The sequence below is a fragment of the Pseudomonas ogarae genome (assembly GCF_014268695.2).
Lineage (GTDB): Bacteria > Pseudomonadota > Gammaproteobacteria > Pseudomonadales > Pseudomonadaceae > Aquipseudomonas > Aquipseudomonas kilonensis.
Map to the genome: position 1 here is coordinate 1,168,490 of NZ_CP077086.1, position 17,091 is coordinate 1,185,580.

Consider the following 17,091-nt stretch of genomic DNA (forward strand, 5'->3'; position numbering starts at 1 on the left):
TGTCCGGCTAGACAACATCGCCGTTCGAAAAAAACGATCCGCAGATCGTTGTCCAGGCAGACAACAGTGGACTTCAAAAAAAAGCCGCTTATCATGGAACACGAAATGCGACTGTTGTCTGGCTGGACAACAGATTACTCCCGCCTTCGCGGGCAATGCAAGCGGTTGGAGAAAATAATGGATTTGGCTGGGTTCATCGCATCCATGCGTGAACGAAAAGAGCTGAGCTTTCGCGAGCTGGAGAAGCGCGCAGGCGATTTGGATCACGCGTACATCTGGAGGCTAGAGAAGGGTAATAAGCAGGCCCCTTCCGACGATGTCGTATCGCGGCTGGGCCAGGCTCTAGGGTTGGGGCATCGAGAGGCTGAGGTGTTCAAACTGCTCGCAAAGCCAGTAACCATCGATGACGCGCTCTACGGCCTAATGATGTCTCGCGAGGACATTCCTTGGGAAGACTTTGAGGACGCTGCGACCATGAGCTTTCGAGGTGAGCGTCCTAATACAGAAGAGGCTTGGCTCAAGCGGATCGCGCTCATTCAGCAGATGTAAGGGTGAGATTTTCATGGACGAAAGCATTGCGGTCGCGCGGGCTAGAAAGCTTCTGAGAGATGTTGGAGTAACGACGGTACCTGTTGATGTCGAGGCGTTAGCATTGTCGCTGGGCTTTCATGTATCGCGGCAAGAACTGCCTGATGATGAAGCCGGCTGTACCCTCAAGCGGCGCAGCAAAATACACATCTGGGTGAACCAGAATGACAGCCCGCTGCGACAGCGATTTACCATCCTCCATGAGATCGCCCACCACGTTCTCGAGCTTCCATCCCGCCATGGTGAAAAAGTGCCCGCTGACGAGCTTGAACGCTTCAGCGGGCGCCATCCTGAAGAGATCCTGTGCGACATTTTCGCCGCAGAGTGCCTGGTTCCCTGGGAGGTAATTCAACCTCTCGCTGAAGAGAAGGAATTCACGCTTGAGAACCTCGCTGAACTAGCCGAACAGTTTCAGGCCTCTCGATCTTGTGTCGCGTCCAGGTTCGCTCAGGCCTCTGGGGCTCACTTAGCGTTTGTGGTTGCCGAGGAAGGGATAGTCAAGTATTCAATCGCCTCTAAGGCGCTGAAAGAAGCTCGGCTGTGGATCACCAGAGGTATTCCGCTGCCGAAGAGCTCTGCAGCTGCCAAGGCCTTTAAGTCCGGATTCAGTGGCCTTCATGAGGCTGATAGCGAGGCCCAGGATTGGAGCAATAGCGATGATGCCCGTCGATTTGCCTGCTATGAGCAAGCGACCTACCACGCCCCCACTAAACAGACCCACTCCATCCTGATTTTTGAGGAACTTGAACAGCGCCCTATATCTAGTAGCTATCGATGTGTCCAGGATGATCGCGATGACCTGCTTGAAGAAATCGACGGGTATCCAGGATGGTCGAAGCCTCGATACTGACCCTTTCTAAGCTAGGCATCGAGGCTGCCGTCGTCATCTATTGTGCATCCTTTGCATATCATGTTTTTCTGCGTCTGACATGTCGTCATCTGTCGGCCATCTGATGCGAGGTAGGTGACAGCATGAGCCAGACTACCCACTTTCGGTAGATTTCTGACGATAAAACCGTCTGAAATCGAGTTCCGGGTGCTCAGCGATCAATCATCATTTTTGCTCTTACAGCGAAGAGAGCCTTGGTTATGAGCAAAGATGCACAAACGATAGTCACCCTGCTGGATCAGCAGTACGAGCAGATGCTCGCAGGTGCGAGACGCTTGGTCGAGAGCTATGTGGATGCGTCCATGAAGCTGTACAAAAAGACCGGGGTCAAATCTGTTGTAGCTGCCGTGTCTATCAAGCAGACGAGCCCGAATGCGTGCTCACTATACTGGTGCAAACTGGTGCCGCTGCAAGGACAAAAAAACAAATTCGCGCCCCTGACTATTGCCAAGGGGAATGGCAAACATAAATACCCGGCTTCCTCATTTGAGTTTGTTAAGTACCCATACCGTCACCTCGTTCTGCAGGTTGAGGGGCGGCTTGCTGAGATTCGCAGCATTGCCAGCGAGAATCGTCAGTTGCGCCGGACGTTGGTCGCTTATGAAAAGAAACTGGCTAGATACCAAGCGCTTGATCATGGCGATCTCTATTCGGGAGAATAGAGGCTGACTGCCTATAAGCAGTGCAGAACGGATCTGAACCGATTTTAAAGCCCGAAAGCCCCGTGCAGCTTGGTCTGACGGGGCTTTCTTGCATCAGCAGTGAATTTCGGTGCGACATGCTGCAGCGCTTGAGTAGGTTGCGGGCTATAAGCAGTGCCGTGCGGTACATTTACTCGCGGCCGGCCAGCAGGACCGTGCAGGCGGGGTTCGCAGGCTATATTTGCTATTAGCAGTGACGCGTAACTCCAAGCCTGCCGGTCAATTGCGACCTGTATTAGCAGTGAAAGGCTTCACTTTCATAAAATAAACATTGGTAGGTGCCGGCCTAGCTGGCGTCCGTGTCGCGCAGCGGATGGCAGCGGTGATGCGCTACCCTTCACTGCCTCGCTGCTGTTCGAATGCAATGCGGTTCATTACGCAGATAGGGATGGGGTAGCCCTGGATGTGGGTCGTGAGAGTCTCGCTGCCGGCGATCACCATGATGCAGGATAGGCCTCTGCGGAAGCGCATTCCTCGTCCTAAGTAGTTGCGCGGGATGATCTCCCAGGATTCGTCGTCGTAGTAACAACCAACGATTTCTGACCAGCGCAATTGGATGCCCGCGCCCATGATGCCTACAGGGGTCAGGCAGAAAATTTCTACCTGGGTTTCCTGCCCAAGAGGTACAGCGTAAACCCGACTGTTTGGTGCAATGGGTGGGAAGTACTGCCCGTTACCGAGGTGACGAAATTCCATGGTGGTGCTCCGGGTAGATGAGGTCGCTAGACACTCTCCGGTAGCTTTCGGAAAACCCAAGGTCAGATGTTGCCTGCGAGTCGGCGCACGAGTTTTAGCGTACTGGGCAAGTTAGCTCGCCACATGGAGGGCGTGCATGTCGCTGATCTAAACGCTTCGGCGCTCCGGTCACTTTCGCTATGGTGCGGAAATTAACGGCCCTTCCGAAGTCACCCCATGACCTTATAGGCTGGGGAAAAACTGCGTATCGCAGCGGTAGGGTGCCTTGCCGATGGATTTTGGTAAGCGCCCGCTGCCAAGGGGCAGCGGACAGTTTGTTGCAGGTATCTGGTCGTTCCGCTGAAGGCTCAATCGTTGCCGTGCTTCTTGTCCAGATATGCTGCGACCATGTAGCCAATTACACCTGCGATAGTCAGCGCACTGATGACGGCAAGCACGGCATATACAAGCAATTCAAAACGATCCATACCCAGACTCCTTTGATTCGAGCTCTGCCAAGGTTAAGTGCGTCTGATCTAATCCCAAATCTGCTGTGTGATGGCTTAGCGACTGATTGCGGCGGCTTCCTTCCGCAGGTTGGCTCGGGCACCGACGTACGCATCAGTTTCCCAGATACGCAAATTCCCGAGTTCGTAGGCGACGTGTTCCCGCGCTTCTAGATCCTCGACATTGGGAGCGCGCCCTCCAAGAATCGGGGCTTCATGACCGGACCATTGCTTGTAAAGCTCACATGCAAACGCTGCTCGGCAATCACAGAAGCTCAGCCCATGAAAAAGTAAAATCTCCTTGGCAGCAGGTAAGCTGTTCTGCTTCCAGAGCCGCCATGTCTGCTTTGATTGTGGATAGCGATGAACATCTTGGACGGCGGATGCCGTCTCCAGAACGGCGATCTGCTTTGGCATCGAGATGTTAATTATCCTCTGTGTATGCGGCCCTTCTTTGCCGCTTTCCAGGGAAATACATCCATCCCCCTTGGCTGCCTCTAGAGCCGCTTGGGCGTCGAAGAAAACAGCTTCACGTAGCGAGATGCCGAGGTGCCGCACTAACATCAACACCACCGCCAGATGCTCTGATAGGCGGGCCTGAACGTCTTCCACTGCGGCTTCGAACTTCGCTTGATCAAGGCTGTGTGGGGCCGTAATCCGTGCATGGCCAGGCAAGCCAATATCAGGCATCACGACTTTCCAGTCACCACTGGTCGCGAGGGCCATAACTGAACTCACGGTCTCAAGAAGACCCACCGCGGTCTGCACCGAAAGATTCCCGTAGTACACCTGCGTACAGAGTTCTTCGCCGTATTGCCGCACCAGTTTTTTCTGGACGAGCTCCAAGATATCCACCTCATGAGATTCCTTAGCGTAAATACTGAACTGGGTCCACTGCTGGTCGTGGATCATTGCCTCGTGCTGACTGAGGCGACCGCAGCGGACTGCCTCTCTGAGGATCGCCGAGCCAGCTTTGCTCAAGTCCCGGTCAAAATGTAGGTGGAAGCTTTGCTTCATGGTCATTCCTCCAATCAGCTCAGGTGTTGAGCTGTTGTGGAGAGGATGAGAAAGAAAAGATTCTCTGAGGCTCGGTTTCGGTCGCTTTTAGAGTCTGAAATTAACGAGCGCATCCATCCCGTAAACGGTCGTTTACGGCACACCTATTCCAGCTGATCTTTTGGACTTGGGATTTACCGCTTTCCTGTCACTTTTCCTGTACCGAAATCAGAGTGAGAAAAACGTATGGGAAAGCGGATTGGATATGCCCGAGTGTCGACTGATGATCAGAATCTCGACCTGCAGCGAGATGCACTTGCTCTGGCTGGGTGCTCAACAGTCTACGAGGAGACCATGAGCGGCAAGTCGGCGGACAGGCCGGAGCTGGGGCATTGCCTCAAAGCTCTGCGTAACGGTGACACTCTGGTTGTCTGGCGACTGGACCGCCTCGGTCGCTCTTTGTCTGACTTGGTTGGGATTGTCAGTAGTTTGGAGCGGGAAGGGGTGGCCTTCGAGTCCATAACCGAACGAATCGAAACCACCAGCGCTGCCGGCAAGCTGATCTTTCATGTGTTCGCTGCCCTGGCGGAGTTCGAGCGCAACCTCATTCGAGAGCGAACTCGTGCGGGACTGGCTGCGGCTCGTGCCCGTGGGAGAAAAGGTGGACGCAAGCCTGCGCTGGATGATCGTCAGGTACGTGAGATACGAGCTCTTCTCAGAGATCCTGAGATACAGGTAACCGATGTTGCCCGACGGTATGGCGTTTCTCGAACAACGCTTTACCGCTACGTCGGTTCGCCGAAATCATCTGCGGTCGTTTAAGTGGTGGTGGTATTTTCCGCTGAAGTTGCCCAGATAATTTTGGGCGCTATGACCTGGCAGGCAAGTGTCGGATGTCCCCGGCTTACTACGTGATGATGACCTCGTCGTTCTCGCTCAGTCCATCAAACCAGCTTGCCTTGGCCGCCCACACACTCACTTCGAGGCTGATACCGTTTGTGTGTTCGTTGGGATCCTGCGTGACCCTGAGTCGTTCTAGGTTCATGACATTAAGCTTGGGATCGTCCTTGACGCCCCGCTTGATCTTACCGACGCGCCCTTGGATGGCAATGGGGTATTGAGTCGAACTTTTTGCGACAGCGTAGTGGGCTTCTATTTGCCGGGCGTGTTCGAAGTAGAACTGGTTCCAGCCGACGGTATTGCCTGCAAACACTAGTTCCAGGTGCTCCTCGATGTCAGCGTCTTCGTCGCACATTGCGCGCAATCTAAGGACGCGCTGTGCGGTGTTGATGTAGGAAGACAGCCGATTGGATGATGGTGTGTAGCTTTTGGAGGCAGTAGGGGTTCTTTCGCCACCGTCATCTTCCTTGAGTCGCCTAGCAGTTGCTTTCAACTCTTCTGTCACCGCGACCAGACGCAAGCGGAAGCGGTTTTTCTGGACGCTTTCGACTAGGCCGTCGGAGGTGCTGGCGAGCTCAACGATTTGCTTGTCAGCGCCAAAACGGCAGTTAGAGCCATGCGTTCCATTCGCTTGCTGGCGGAAGAAGGCCCAAACCTTAGAGGGGTTGTCGTAGCAGTCCCGAGTGAAGGAGTTGACATGAATTACTGTGGCGTCGCACCGTTCATACTTCAGAGGAGCTGTGCCCATGCCTGTTGTGAGAGGACGGCGGATGTGAGTCCGCCTCCTACTCGATTGCGACGTGCGCTGCTCAGAGCACCTGCTAGCCCCTTCAGCCACATCCGGAAGTCGTGAGCACAATTCTCATCTACACAGGGCGGATGGAGCTTCGTTGTTCAAAGGAAGGCATTGGTTTAGTTTGTTTCATCCAGTTCTCAGCAAGTCCATCGGGCTTATAGATCCAATTTTTTTGATAGCTTTCAATTTCCATAAGTCGGCTGAAGAAGTCATTGTCTTCTGTGATCAAGAGGGCAGGTAGTTTAAGATACCCATATAAGTAATAATCGACGCCGTCATTAATGTTTCGTTTGTTTCTTGGGTCATAGCGTCGCTTTTCTCTTTGCATTCTAGAAAATTGCTGCCAGTGATATCGAACCTCCAAATGCATGCCGACGGTCTCCGGCAAGGATCTGTCGAAAGCTTCATCGAAAGAGGTTAAAACCACTTCTCTAATCTTGGGTTCAATCGACTCCCAAGAATAATTTTCCTCGACCCAGCTTTCCAGTGCCTGGTGTGGGTTTTCTGGATTCGCAGATAGGTATTCCATTATACTTTCTTCTGATGCCATCAGGCTGCAAAGGTCTTTCGGAGCTAAGTCTGATGCAGTTTGAAGAATTTCTTGCCCTTTGGATTTGGCACTGTCTACCACGGCTTGCCAATTTGTTAGGCGGTTGATCCACTCGTCACGGGCAGCATTAATCAATGCCTCAGCCTCATCGCTTTCAGGGGGATGCTCAATGCATTGCTGAAGGAAAGCCCAAGCTATGGCCGAGATGTTACGGCATGACTCCTCAGTCCAGGATGATCGATTGATCTGAAGCATCCCTAACAGATCAATTCCTCCTAAGATGACTGGAAATTCGGTGTTGATAAAAAGGCTTAAGCGCTCACACATTCTTTTAAACTGGTCAGTTCTGATCGATCCACGCGCGCGCTGTATAACGAGCTCAGTAAAAGCCTCCTCGGCCAGTGAGAAAGAATATCCATCACTTCTCATTTTTGCGAATACGTCGACCCATGGTGGACACGCATCTAGCTGAGCCAGGTTTCGGGCGGGATTGGTGTCTAGCACAACAATGGTCTGGCTGTCGTCAATGATAAGGCGAGGCGGTGTCGAATGATGCATTGAGTCCCTGTCTAGTTAGCTTGTTAACGAAGCGCGTGTCTCAAAATGGTGAATGATCAAGTCAACCGGTCAGCGATCCTCTTCTTCTAGCGCACTAGGGTGCCAGAGCCATTCAATCCCCCAAAGCGGGCGGCCTGCTTGGATATCTTTTATCACACTGAGGTGTGCGTCATAAGCTGGCTTTTCAAAAGTTGTCCAGCTTTCGCCTAGGTTCAGGGCAGCTTTAAATTTTTTCTGAAGATCAGATCCTTTGTGGTTTGGACGGGCAAGATAACTGCCGATCGCATTCAGGAGTTGTCGATCCAGAGGTGGGTGAAGTGCTGAGATCTTACTTTGATCGGCGTCTGAAAATGCGCACACTAGTTTCGACTTGAGATAGACATTCACAAGCTTTTGGGCTCGACCGTAACTGCATATGAGATCATGCTGGCTTGAGTGTTCAGCTTTAGTCTCATCTTTCCAAGTTCGTGTGTAGGTCAACTTGACCGCTATGTTTATGACATTACGGAATTGTAGGTCTAGAAAGGCATCAATTTCTTGTGGTGGAGGCAGGTCATCGGGTGTCGAAATCTGTCCCACCCCTGACTCATTAATCAACTGAGTGGCCACTGCAATCGTGTGGCCAGGGCCTTGCCTGGAGTACGCTCGGCCCGCTGCCCAAATCGCGAACCGATGGCGGTGTTCGGCAATACTGTAGTTATCCTGCATTCTGTGCCTCGCTTTGGATCTGCTTCTGCATTTTTGTGCCATGATAATGCCGGCATTGCCAGATCGCCACGCGTTACCGGCTGATCAGATGGATCGTTATGATAGTAAGGTTTGACGAGACTATCGTGCCGCTGAATTGAAATTCTACAAGGATATTTATGAAGGTCACGCCTGCGAATACGAGTCTGTTTGGGGAAGATGCGAGGGTGGTAAAAGGCTATTTTGAATCTTTTGCCGAGTTTTTGGCGGAGAAATTCGAGGTTCAGTCTGAGATGTTTGCCACTTATTTGGGTACTTTTGAGCTGTTTTTGATGACTCGGGAAGGAGGTGAGGATTTATCTTTCCTAGAAGTGGCGGTCAATGCATTGGTGGAGTGGTTTGGTGAGCTCGACAAGTTGGTTGCGCGAGCTATTTTTATTAAAGCGGAAGAAGGCTGTAGAGAAGGTAATGACTCTTTCTGGTCGATGCTTAATTCTGACCCTAGGATTCGCAATGATTACAGTTTCAAAGAGAATGTTGATAAGCAATTTGAAGTAATTGGTAAGGTTTTGGAGTTTATGGTGGCGAGGGAGGGTTGGTTGATTGCCGCTTTCCAAAGAAACCATTTTGATGTGGAAAAAGATATACCCTTGCATTTGCTGTGGGATGGCTGCAGGTCTTTTTTTGGGGAAGACGGTAACCTCGCTGTTGTTGGTGAGAATTTATTCGGTGTTCCACTTAATCAGTGGCGAAATATTGCGGCGCATAAGAGTTACAAGTGCTTGGGTGGAAAGATTGAAGCAAGCTATGGGAGGGATGTAGTAAAAGTTGTCACGCTTTCTGGGGATGAGCTTGGGCGCGCATGCATGGAGATATACAAGTTTAGGATCGGGATTAAACTTGTTACAGGGCTGGCGTTGACCATTGTGGCTGCAAGGGGTCAAGACCTTGCTGAGGCTGTTCAGCTTTCTCCTCGGTCGTTTTTACATGATCTAAATTATTTGCTCGGTCGGTACGGTGCTCAGGTGGAAACCTTTGAACTTCTGAGTGAGTTAGTGGTAAATGGGGAGAAGTTTGAGGTGCCGGATGATTTTTCGATTTTCGATGTAAAGTTTGCCTGTGATGACGCTGGTGGTAGTGATGATGCCCGTCTCCCAAATATGGCAGTGCGCATCGCAAAAGTGCTTTCATATATATTTGGTGATCACAATAATCTTCCTGGAAAAGAAAGAATTTTACTGCATTTCTCGCGCTCACCCGATAATGGATTTCATATGATTTATACATATGATTAATATAATGGTGTGGCTAGAGTTTAGCGTTGTGCCTGGGGTGGAGGGGGGCGAGCACTATTATTTAGGTGAGGAGCACATGTTCCGGAGGGCATGGCAGTCCAAGCGAGGAAAACCAGCACAAGACACTGTTGTTGCTCGGGCCCGAAGCCGCGCGTCATAGCCGGGAGCGAAATGCTTCATCACGATGGAGTTCTACCGATACTGGTGGAAGTTGGGAGCGATCCTGAATATAGGGGGCGCTCTGTATATAGTGGTCAACACAAAGACAGCCACCGCGTGTGCCGGACTACCACTGAATAAATAGGGAGTTTTCATGTCGATGCTTTTTTCTGTGAAGGGATGCGTTGGTACCTTGCTGTTGGTTGCGCTGGTTGGTTGCTCCAGTACCCCGAAGGTCACGTTGCCGGAACCTAAAGATGTTCCTCGCGAGAAATGGTCCGATGCCATGCTGGTTCTGGAAGCCATGCGCATCGATGGTCAGCGCGATATTCCAAGGGAAATGGTCGGGAGTGAAGTAGATAACCTGAGCGCGCAGCGGTCGGGGGGCTCTGGAAGTCTAGCGACGGCAGGTTTGGGGTACGTATCCCCACCCACAGGATTTAGCAGCGCAGGAGCAGCCTCTCTTGGCGTCGGGTTGTTCTTGCTGGGTGGTGGCAGTGCTGGTCCTGTCTATCACTACCAGGTTGCTGCGTGGGTGCCTGAGGAGCTGGCGTCTAACCCAAAGCAGGCATCTGCGTTGGTGAGGTCGGCCTGGCTGGACGCGAGAGAGAAATACTTCGGTGGAAAAATCTCAAAGTTGCGTCATGAGCCGGCTAAGTATGCTGACGGATCAGGCAAGAAATACGACAGGCTTGCAGATTTGGCTGCTGGGAACCCCGCGCCGTTCGACGCTCCGGCGAGCGCTGCGCCAGCGTTCATTTCGGCCGAGAAAGCCTACGGCCCGATTTTCCTGACCGATCCCTCAGGCGAACTATTTGCTGACGCTAGCAGAGCTGATAAGGACGGCATGGATGCGCTGGCGGGTATTGCTCGTCACCTGCCCGAATGGATGTATGCATACTATCCTGGACGGAATTGGCCTAAGGACTTCCGACCTGCCGCTATTTACAACAAGAACGGCAATCTCTATTTCATTGGGAAGTAGTTCGTGGTCTACCTGTGTGCCTGGCGTGCCGGGGTTTTATCTGCGGAATCAGTCATACAGACTCTCTCGCGAGTCGAAGGCGTTCAATAAAAACGAAGATGCTCAACACAAATATTGAGCACCTTCGACGTGCGTTGAGCGCCTTCAGGGAGCGGTGGGAAGCTCCCATGCCCATCCGCCCTGCATACCTGTTTTGTGTGAACGTATACCTAGCTGTTTCTGGGCTCTGCGAAGTGACGCCGAAGAAATGCAACGTTCTTCAGCTAAAGCCATCAACGCATTGATTGCAACAGGCCCAGCTTGCAACGTCTCCTCAAGAAAGCTGCGCGCTTCTTGAGTAGCTGATGCGGGTCTGGCGTCACCCGTTTGCTCGATAGCAGCGAGAATGGCTTCAGCGCTACCGTCGATGGCCTCTCCCCATCGGATGCAGGTTGTCTCCAGCTGCTCGTCTATAACGATGGGCTCAACGAAATACTCGATTCCTCCGTTATCAATCGAAACGTTGGATTTGGCTCGGACAAGCACCCTGGCTTCTGAGTTCTGATCTTTCTCTGCCACCAGTACAGTGCGAGCAAGCGCGGAGAATGCCTGGCTGCCGATGACTCGATTAGCTGCGGAGGACTGGGCCGTACCTTTGCTCAGGTGAGATATGCCGAGGACAGCGCAACAATGCCGCTCTGCAAAGTCCACTACCATTTGTAGCCCTTGCCGAACCTCGTTTGCTCGGTGCATGTCCCCCCGTATGAGATTTATCAGTGGGTCGAAAATCAGCAATGAAACGCCGTCAATCCGTGCGGCTGCCTCGTTCAAAAGGGCAAAGTTGGCTGCAGGATCAAATTGTCGCCTGTTCCCACTCTGATCCCTGAGCCCTTCGATAATGTGCACGCGGGTTAGGTCTGCATCTGCGGCTGTGAGGCGGGGAATGATCGTGTCAGCGATTCCATCCTCGCCACTCCAGATTATGACGTTGCCTGCGGCCTCACATTTGCTGCCGTCTGGCCAGTCACCTCCTCTACTAAGCCTGGCGGCCAGCGAGATTGCCAACGTGGTTTTGCCGCACCCACCAGCGCCGGCAAGAATGGATAGCTTTGCCCTTGGCAGCCAGCCTGGCCAAATCCACTGGATCTTTTCCACTGGAATATCGACCGCTGCTGTGAGTTCCACCATCCAGCCTGGCTGTTGAGGTGTTCGGGGCTGCATTACAAAGCCTCCCTTTGCCGAATCCAAGCCTGGACTTCGCTGTTACGCCAGCCGACGCTGGAACCGCACAAAAGACGTTGTCGCGGGAAAAGGCCCTCCGATATTTTGCGGTAGATCGTTGAGCGTTTTAGTCCGACGATTGCCTCGACATCGCGTAAACGAAGAATTTTGTCATCGTCGCTGACGTCGTCAAAGTTGCTAACGTGCATTGCCATAGATTTGAGTCCTAGGTCCTGAAGCGTGAGGCAGCGTCCTCCGGCACTACTGCTAAAAAGGGTAAAAGACGGATATCGGCTGGCTATATAGCGAGCACTGGCATTTGCCACACGCATAGGTATATGCGCGTTTCCGAGATTAATGTTCGGTAGCGTCGGAGGTCGTTGTGGGCTACAGAAGTTCTAGGGCCGTAAGGCTTCTAGGGGCAGAACGGAGTGAGAGTGTTCTGACCAGATACGCAAATCAACCAATGGCAGTTGATGCGGCCCGTTCAGCGAACGCGAACGAGGCGAAGTTTTTAACGTCGTTACCAAGGCGACGTGGCGGACCGTTGCGGATCGATAGGGATCGCTTGGGACGGGTACTATTTAACATGAGAGTGCCGGGCTGGCAATCAGGAGGTGCTCTGCCTTGGTTGGGAAAGGTTGGCCCAACCAAGTCAGTAGTTGACTGAACGCTCAGCGTTTTATCGGACTCGACTAATCATCTGTACCGATATCGAGTTTGGGCAGCGCCTTGACGATTTTCTGGGTTTCCACGCTCACTGTGACCACGCGCTGGAACAGCTCCAGTGGGTACTTAGGGTTGCCCATAGTTTCCACTGCCCAATCGTTAGCATCGTTGACGATGCCGCTGGCCTTGTCGGTACGCACCGCTTGGCGATCCATCACCCAATCCAGTGCTGGCTTGCCGTTGACCACGTATTCCCAAGCTGCCTCGGGGATCCCCTTGAGGGTGATGCGGTGGTTGTAGATGACTGTGCTTTTGTCTCCTTTCTTAGCGAACTTCATCTTTTCCACCCGGTAATCGGCGCCATTCAACGTGCCCCTGGCCTCGATGGTCAGGGGATAGGGTTCGACGGTTTCGTAGTTCAGGTGGAGATCGGCCAAGGCGCGGCCCGCCTTGCTGAAGGCCCAGAAGTCGGCAGCCTTTTTCACAGCCGGGATGCGCGGCAGCTCTTTACTCAAATTGTCGGAAAAGCGCTCACGGTAGTCCGAGGAATGGAGGATTCCGTAGACGTAGTAAAACAGGTCCTCCTTGCTGATCTGCTCACCTGGGTAGGCCGCGTGGAAGTGAGACTGGCCCGTGTCCGTGATAGCCTCACGGCGGCGCAAGCCGCCCTCAACCGGCTCAGCGAAAAGGTCGTCATCGCAAGCCTGAGCGGCTTCGTCGTAGAGGTAGAGGGGGAAGCATTGACCACCGCCGTCAGGCTGCAAGCAGGTAACGCTATCGACCATATAAGCAATCTGGCCATCGCCCCGCCAATTTCCCTTAACCATGATGGCTCTGTTTTCAGATGTGGCGTCTGGGAAGATGCGCGGCATCTGGTAGACCATCTCGTTGAAACGACGATTGAAGTACAGCCATTGCTTGGTGAAGGGGCGATATAGACCGGGCACCATGCAGTCGGCGTCGAAGGCATAGCTGCGATCTCTGCCAAGATCCTGTTTCAGTGCGCGAGTCCAGCTGATACGGGTCGGATTAGTGTCTATGAAACCATCAACTTTCGCCTGCCGTGCTTTGGTATCCATCCCTGGATGCGCCGCATTGAAGCGCTCCACCTCGGTATTGTAGAAGTCAATCATGCTGCTCATATTGACTTCCAGCTTGTGCTTGCTGGTGTTGTAGGCCCAGGAGTCTCGGCCGGTCGCAACACCCAGTGAGAAGCTGTCAAATAGCTTGGGCGCATCGCCCTTCTTATCTCCCATCAAGATGAACTGGCTGAAACTATCGTCGCGCTGTTTGAGCCAGTCACCGTGCTCATCCGGGGTGATTGATTGCCAGTGTTCGATACCGGCCACGCTGACGTAGTTGGCGATCTTTTCCAGCTTTTCTTCGCGGCTGAGATAGTCGCCAATGTCATGGAAATAAATCTGCCCATGTGTCTGCGCCTCGGGATTCTTGACCAGAAGCGAGATGGCGATGGGTGTACGGCTGCCACTGCCGAAAATTTTGCCCCCTTCCTTCCGAGAGATTTCGCCGCTGGTGCGTTGATTGCCTCGCAGGTGGAACACATAGAGGCTAGAGAACTCCTCCGCCAAGCATTTGCGCATGCCGTCGGAAGACGTTGATTCCAAGTATCCAGCATTGGTGACAAAGCCGATCACACCCGCGTCGCCAATACGATCGCTGGCCCAGCGGATCGCACGGATATAGCTGTCATATATATTCTTCACGGACGTCATTGAGGAGCGTGCCGCGTAAGTAGAAGCGATGCAGGCATCGAGCGATGGGTAAGCGAGATTCGTGTTGTTGTCATTTGCACTACCTTGCCCAATAGAATAGGGGGGATTACCCACAATCACCCGAATATCCAAATCCTTCTGGCGTCTACGCCGGGCGCTGTTGTCCTCTAGTAGTGCATCTACCAAATCGTCCTTCTCATACATCTGAAAAGTATCGGTCAGGCAGATACCTTCAAATGGGGTGTACTCGTCGATCACTTCGCCGTGATAGGCAGCTTCGATATTGATGGCTGCAATGTAGTAGGCCAGCAGCACCAGCTCGTTGGCATGGATCTCATGCTTATATTTGTGCGGCAACTCTTCCGGCTTGATCAGACCCGACTGGATCAGGCGTGTGATGAACGTCCCTGTGCCGGTAAAAGGGTCGATGATGTGGACGCCCTTACTGCCTAAAGTTTGGCCGAACTCCTGTTGCAGCAGGTGGTTGACGCTGTGGAGGATGAAGTCCACAACCTCGACCGGGGTGTAAACGATGCCCAAGCGCTCCGTCATCTTGGGGAAGGCGTTGCGGAAGAACTTGTCGTACAGCTCGACGATGATCTTCTGCTTGCCTTGGGCGTTGTCGATGCCGGCAGCGCGTTGACGAACGCTGGCATAGAACTTTTCCAGTGTGTCGGCTTCCTTGGCCAGGTGATGCTCATGGAGCGCGTCCAGCACGCCTTGCATGGCCTTGGACATGGGGTTGTGGCTGGCGAAGCTGTATTCCTCGAACAGCGCATCGAACACTGGCTTGGTTACCAGATGCTGGGCGAGCATTTCGATGATCTCGCCATCGCTGATGCTGTCGTTGAGATCATCGCGCAGCTCAGCGGCGAAGGCCTCGAAAGTCGCTCTCTCCCTGATGTGTACAGGGTTCTCCAAAATGCCCTGGATACGGTCGATATGGGTGCGGGCGATCTTGGCGATGTCGTTGGCCCAGTCTTCCCAGTGGTGGCGGTTGCCGCACTTGTCGACGATCTTGGCGTAGATGGCCTTCTCGATTTCACCCACTTCGTAGGTCAGTTCGGCCTGCTGGGTCATCTGACCTTCGACATCGTACTTAGCGCGTTTCTCACCAATGCCGTACTGACCTTTGCCTGCCTGGCCGTTGCTGGTGCCGCTAGCTTTCCTGGCCTTTTTCTCGGCCTTGTCGGTGATGGCGATGACTTCCATCTTGCGCGGGTCAGAGCCGATCAGATCGAGCTTGTTGACCATGGCGTCGAAGCTGTCGTCGTGCGAGCGCAGTGCCTGGAGCACCTGCCAGACGACCTTGTAGGTCTGATTGTCGTTGAGGGCTACATGGGGTTCCGTATTGGCTGGGATAACCACCGGCAACACCACATAGCCACGCTTCTTGCCTGGTGCGTTGCGCATCACTCGGCCTACGGATTGCACCACGTCCACTTGGGAGTTGCGCGGAGTGAGGAAAAGCACCGCGTCCAGTGCCGGTACGTCCACGCCCTCAGACAGGCAGCGCACGTTGCTAAGGATGCGGCATGTGTTGGTGGGTGGTTCTTCTTTCAGCCAGTTGAGCTTGGCTTCTTTCTGGCTGGCGTTCATGCCGCCATCGACGTGTGCGGCTTCACAGATGATGCGCGAGCCCTCGTTGATCTCTTCGGACTCCTGGTAAGCCTCAACCACTGACTGGAACATGCTGGCGATGTTGATCGAGCTGACCTTGTGCTTGGTTCCTTTGTAGTTAGGCGAGATGACCTGGCAGAAGGCCACAGCGCGCTTCATGGGCTGATCATCACCCACAAGATTTTCAGCTAGCCCTTGTTTGGCCAGCGCCTTCCAGCAGCCGACGATCTTGGCGGCGTCGTCCACCTTGAGTTGATTGTCTTCGTCCTTCAGCAGTTCCTGAAGCCGACGACTGATAACGCTCTCTTCAACAGTGAGTACCAGCACCTTGTAGTCGGTGAGCAGGCCGCGCTGAACAGCCTCGGAGAAGTTGATGACGAACAACTCTTTGCCGTAAAGCGCTTCGTCATCCATCGAGCACAGGGTGACTTCACCAGACTCGGCCTTGATCTTGGCGTTGTCGCCGTAGATGCGCGGCGTAGCGGTCATGTACAGGCGTTTGGTGGCACGGATGTAGTCGACATCATGAATGCGAACGAAGGTGCTTTCGTCATCATCGTCGAAGGTCGCGCCGGTTGTGCGGTGGGCTTCGTCGCAGATCACCAGATCGAAAGCGGCCAGGCCATGATCAGCCTGGGCGCGGCTGATCACGTCGATGGAGTGATAGGTGGAGAACACCACGCTCATGTGCTCGGCATCATGGCGCTTGAGCATTTGCGCTGCGAGGCGATCTGCCTTAGTGGTGGCCGGGTAGCGTAACTCGTGGGTGAACACCTGAACGGCGTCATCCTCTGCTTTGCGCTTCTTGCCTACGTCGCTGTCGGAGCAGACGGCAAAGCTGTGGAGCGGGGTGGCGCTTTCCTGCGTCCATTCGGTAAGGGTCTGCGATAGCAGCGACAGGCTGGGCACCAGGAACAGTACACGCTTACCCTTACCGGCCTGCTGCTCGGCAATTTTCAGGCTGGTGAAGGTCTTGCCGGTGCCGCAGGCCATGATCAGCTTGCCGCGTTCTGCGTCCTTGAGGCCAGCGGCCACGGCATTCAACGCGGTTTGCTGGTGCTCTCGCAGCTGCTTCTTGGCCTTGAGAGCGACTGCCTGATTGGGCTGGTACTTGGCCCAGTCTATCTGGCTGTCTTCCAGGGCTTGCAGGTCGATTTTACTGACCGGAGGCTGCTGGCCCTGCAACGCGTCCTCAGCGTGCTCGCTCCAGTTGTTGGTGGTGGCGACGATGACGCGGTGCGAGAACGGTGCCTTGCCCGAGGCGGTGAAGAAACTGTCTATGTCCTTCTTCTGGACTTTGTAGTCCTCGGCGTACAGCTTGCACTGGATGGCGTGGTACTCGCCGGTGCCTTGGGTGCGAGCCACTAAATCAATGCCCGCATCCTTGCCACTGAGGCTTTGTTCCTTCGCCCACTCCGCATACGTCCATACTCTGTCGTAAAGGTCACGGTAGGTGGCTTCGTTGCGGAGGTAAGTGCAAATCAGCTCTTCGAAGTAAGTACCTTTTTCGCGTTCGGTGACAGAAGCGCTGCGGTAGGTATTCAGCAAAGCTGATAAGGCTGACATCGGTAGGAATTCCTTTTG

The 17,091-nt window shown here is 53.5% G+C and carries 15 protein-coding genes; 7 read left to right on the forward strand and 8 right to left on the reverse strand.

The window, feature by feature from the left end; genetic code table 11:
• Positions 1–66 precede the first annotated feature (66 nt).
• The 3 genes from HU749_RS04935 (at position 67) to mobI (ending at position 2,139) form a co-directional block, all read left to right on the forward strand.
• Positions 67–549, forward strand: coding sequence for a helix-turn-helix domain-containing protein (locus HU749_RS04935; protein WP_225919131.1), 483 nt, complete (start codon positions 67–69; stop codon positions 547–549).
• A gap of 13 nt (positions 550–562) precedes the next feature.
• Entirely contained in the window at positions 563–1,438 is an 876-nt protein-coding gene (locus tag HU749_RS04940) for an ImmA/IrrE family metallo-endopeptidase (RefSeq protein ID WP_186650536.1), read from the forward strand.
• A 239-nt stretch (positions 1,439–1,677) separates the two neighbouring features.
• A complete protein-coding gene (gene mobI, locus HU749_RS04945; protein ID WP_186650538.1) occupies positions 1,678–2,139 on the forward strand; it encodes a conjugative transfer protein MobI(A/C) in 462 nt (153 codons plus the stop codon).
• 369 nt (positions 2,140–2,508) lie between these two features.
• On the opposite strand, the gene HU749_RS04950 is transcribed toward mobI, so the two are convergent.
• Positions 2,509–2,874, reverse strand: a complete 366-nt coding sequence (locus HU749_RS04950; RefSeq protein ID WP_186650540.1) for a hypothetical protein — start codon at positions 2,872–2,874, stop codon at positions 2,509–2,511.
• A 542-nt stretch (positions 2,875–3,416) separates the two neighbouring features.
• The gene (locus tag HU749_RS04955; protein ID WP_186650542.1) at positions 3,417–4,376 is read right to left on the reverse strand and encodes a site-specific integrase; all 960 of its coding nucleotides are present in this window, start codon (positions 4,374–4,376) and stop codon (positions 3,417–3,419) included.
• 225 nt (positions 4,377–4,601) lie between these two features.
• On the opposite strand from HU749_RS04955, the gene HU749_RS04960 reads away from it, so the two are divergent.
• On the forward strand, positions 4,602–5,177 hold the full coding sequence (locus HU749_RS04960) for a recombinase family protein (RefSeq protein WP_186650544.1): 576 nt from the start codon (positions 4,602–4,604) through the stop codon (positions 5,175–5,177).
• 85 nt (positions 5,178–5,262) lie between these two features.
• Here the strand turns inward: HU749_RS04960 and HU749_RS29140 are convergent, their stop codons facing one another.
• The 3 genes from HU749_RS29140 to HU749_RS04975 form a co-directional block, all read right to left on the reverse strand.
• On the reverse strand, positions 5,263–6,003 hold the full coding sequence (locus HU749_RS29140; protein WP_225919132.1) for a hypothetical protein: 741 nt from the start codon (positions 6,001–6,003) through the stop codon (positions 5,263–5,265).
• 118 nt (positions 6,004–6,121) lie between these two features.
• Complete coding sequence (locus HU749_RS04970) at positions 6,122–7,159, reverse strand: hypothetical protein (protein ID WP_186650547.1); 1,038 nt, start codon at positions 7,157–7,159, stop codon at positions 6,122–6,124.
• A gap of 69 nt (positions 7,160–7,228) precedes the next feature.
• Positions 7,229–7,867 carry a hypothetical protein gene (locus HU749_RS04975; protein WP_186650549.1) on the reverse strand — a complete coding sequence of 213 codons (639 nt, stop codon included), beginning with the start codon at positions 7,865–7,867 and terminating at the stop codon, positions 7,229–7,231.
• Between the two features lie 158 nt (positions 7,868–8,025).
• Between HU749_RS04975 and HU749_RS04980 the strand changes: the two genes are divergently transcribed.
• The 3 genes from HU749_RS04980 (at position 8,026) to HU749_RS04985 (ending at position 10,285) form a co-directional block, all read left to right on the forward strand.
• On the forward strand, positions 8,026–9,141 hold the full coding sequence (locus HU749_RS04980) for a hypothetical protein (protein ID WP_186650551.1): 1,116 nt from the start codon (positions 8,026–8,028) through the stop codon (positions 9,139–9,141).
• 65 nt (positions 9,142–9,206) lie between these two features.
• Complete coding sequence (locus tag HU749_RS29750) at positions 9,207–9,368, forward strand: DUF6037 family protein (RefSeq protein WP_496196832.1); 162 nt, start codon at positions 9,207–9,209, stop codon at positions 9,366–9,368.
• A gap of 86 nt (positions 9,369–9,454) precedes the next feature.
• Complete coding sequence (locus HU749_RS04985; RefSeq protein ID WP_225919133.1) at positions 9,455–10,285, forward strand: hypothetical protein; 831 nt, start codon at positions 9,455–9,457, stop codon at positions 10,283–10,285.
• Positions 10,286–10,429: 144 nt separating this feature from the next.
• Here HU749_RS04985 and HU749_RS04990 read toward each other — a convergent pair whose 3' ends face one another.
• From HU749_RS04990 to HU749_RS05000, 3 genes are all read right to left on the reverse strand, one after another.
• Positions 10,430–11,485, reverse strand: coding sequence for an AAA family ATPase (locus HU749_RS04990; protein WP_186650553.1), 1,056 nt, complete (start codon positions 11,483–11,485; stop codon positions 10,430–10,432).
• Entirely contained in the window at positions 11,485–11,817 is a 333-nt protein-coding gene (locus HU749_RS29450) for a helix-turn-helix transcriptional regulator (RefSeq protein ID WP_367575881.1), read from the reverse strand. The genes HU749_RS04990 and HU749_RS29450 overlap by 1 nt, the downstream gene beginning before the upstream one ends.
• 363 nt (positions 11,818–12,180) lie before the next feature.
• Positions 12,181–17,073: a DEAD/DEAH box helicase gene (locus tag HU749_RS05000; RefSeq protein WP_186650555.1), complete on the reverse strand. Its 4,893-nt coding sequence runs from the start codon at positions 17,071–17,073 to the stop codon at positions 12,181–12,183.
• Between the last annotated feature and the right edge of the window lie 18 nt (positions 17,074–17,091).

What these genes read in the sequence shown, in the direction of transcription:
- HU749_RS04975 (WP_186650549.1), bottom strand. Translation starts at nt 7,867, where the DNA reads ATGCAGGATAACTACAGTATTGCCGAACACCGCCATCGGTTCGCGATT.
- HU749_RS04955 (WP_186650542.1), bottom strand. Translation starts at nt 4,376, where the DNA reads ATGAAGCAAAGCTTCCACCTACATTTTGACCGGGACTTGAGCAAAGCT.
- HU749_RS04970 (WP_186650547.1), bottom strand. Translation starts at nt 7,159, where the DNA reads ATGCATCATTCGACACCGCCTCGCCTTATCATTGACGACAGCCAGACC.
- HU749_RS04985 (WP_225919133.1), top strand. Translation starts at nt 9,455, where the DNA reads ATGTCGATGCTTTTTTCTGTGAAGGGATGCGTTGGTACCTTGCTGTTG.
- HU749_RS29450 (WP_367575881.1), bottom strand. Translation starts at nt 11,817, where the DNA reads ATGCGTGTGGCAAATGCCAGTGCTCGCTATATAGCCAGCCGATATCCG.
- mobI (WP_186650538.1), top strand. Translation starts at nt 1,678, where the DNA reads ATGAGCAAAGATGCACAAACGATAGTCACCCTGCTGGATCAGCAGTAC.
- HU749_RS04960 (WP_186650544.1), top strand. Translation starts at nt 4,602, where the DNA reads ATGGGAAAGCGGATTGGATATGCCCGAGTGTCGACTGATGATCAGAAT.
- HU749_RS04940 (WP_186650536.1), top strand. Translation starts at nt 563, where the DNA reads ATGGACGAAAGCATTGCGGTCGCGCGGGCTAGAAAGCTTCTGAGAGAT.
- HU749_RS04990 (WP_186650553.1), bottom strand. Translation starts at nt 11,485, where the DNA reads ATGCAGCCCCGAACACCTCAACAGCCAGGCTGGATGGTGGAACTCACA.
- HU749_RS05000 (WP_186650555.1), bottom strand. Translation starts at nt 17,073, where the DNA reads ATGTCAGCCTTATCAGCTTTGCTGAATACCTACCGCAGCGCTTCTGTC.
- HU749_RS04950 (WP_186650540.1), bottom strand. Translation starts at nt 2,874, where the DNA reads ATGGAATTTCGTCACCTCGGTAACGGGCAGTACTTCCCACCCATTGCA.
- HU749_RS29140 (WP_225919132.1), bottom strand. Translation starts at nt 6,003, where the DNA reads ATGGGCACAGCTCCTCTGAAGTATGAACGGTGCGACGCCACAGTAATT.
- HU749_RS04980 (WP_186650551.1), top strand. Translation starts at nt 8,026, where the DNA reads ATGAAGGTCACGCCTGCGAATACGAGTCTGTTTGGGGAAGATGCGAGG.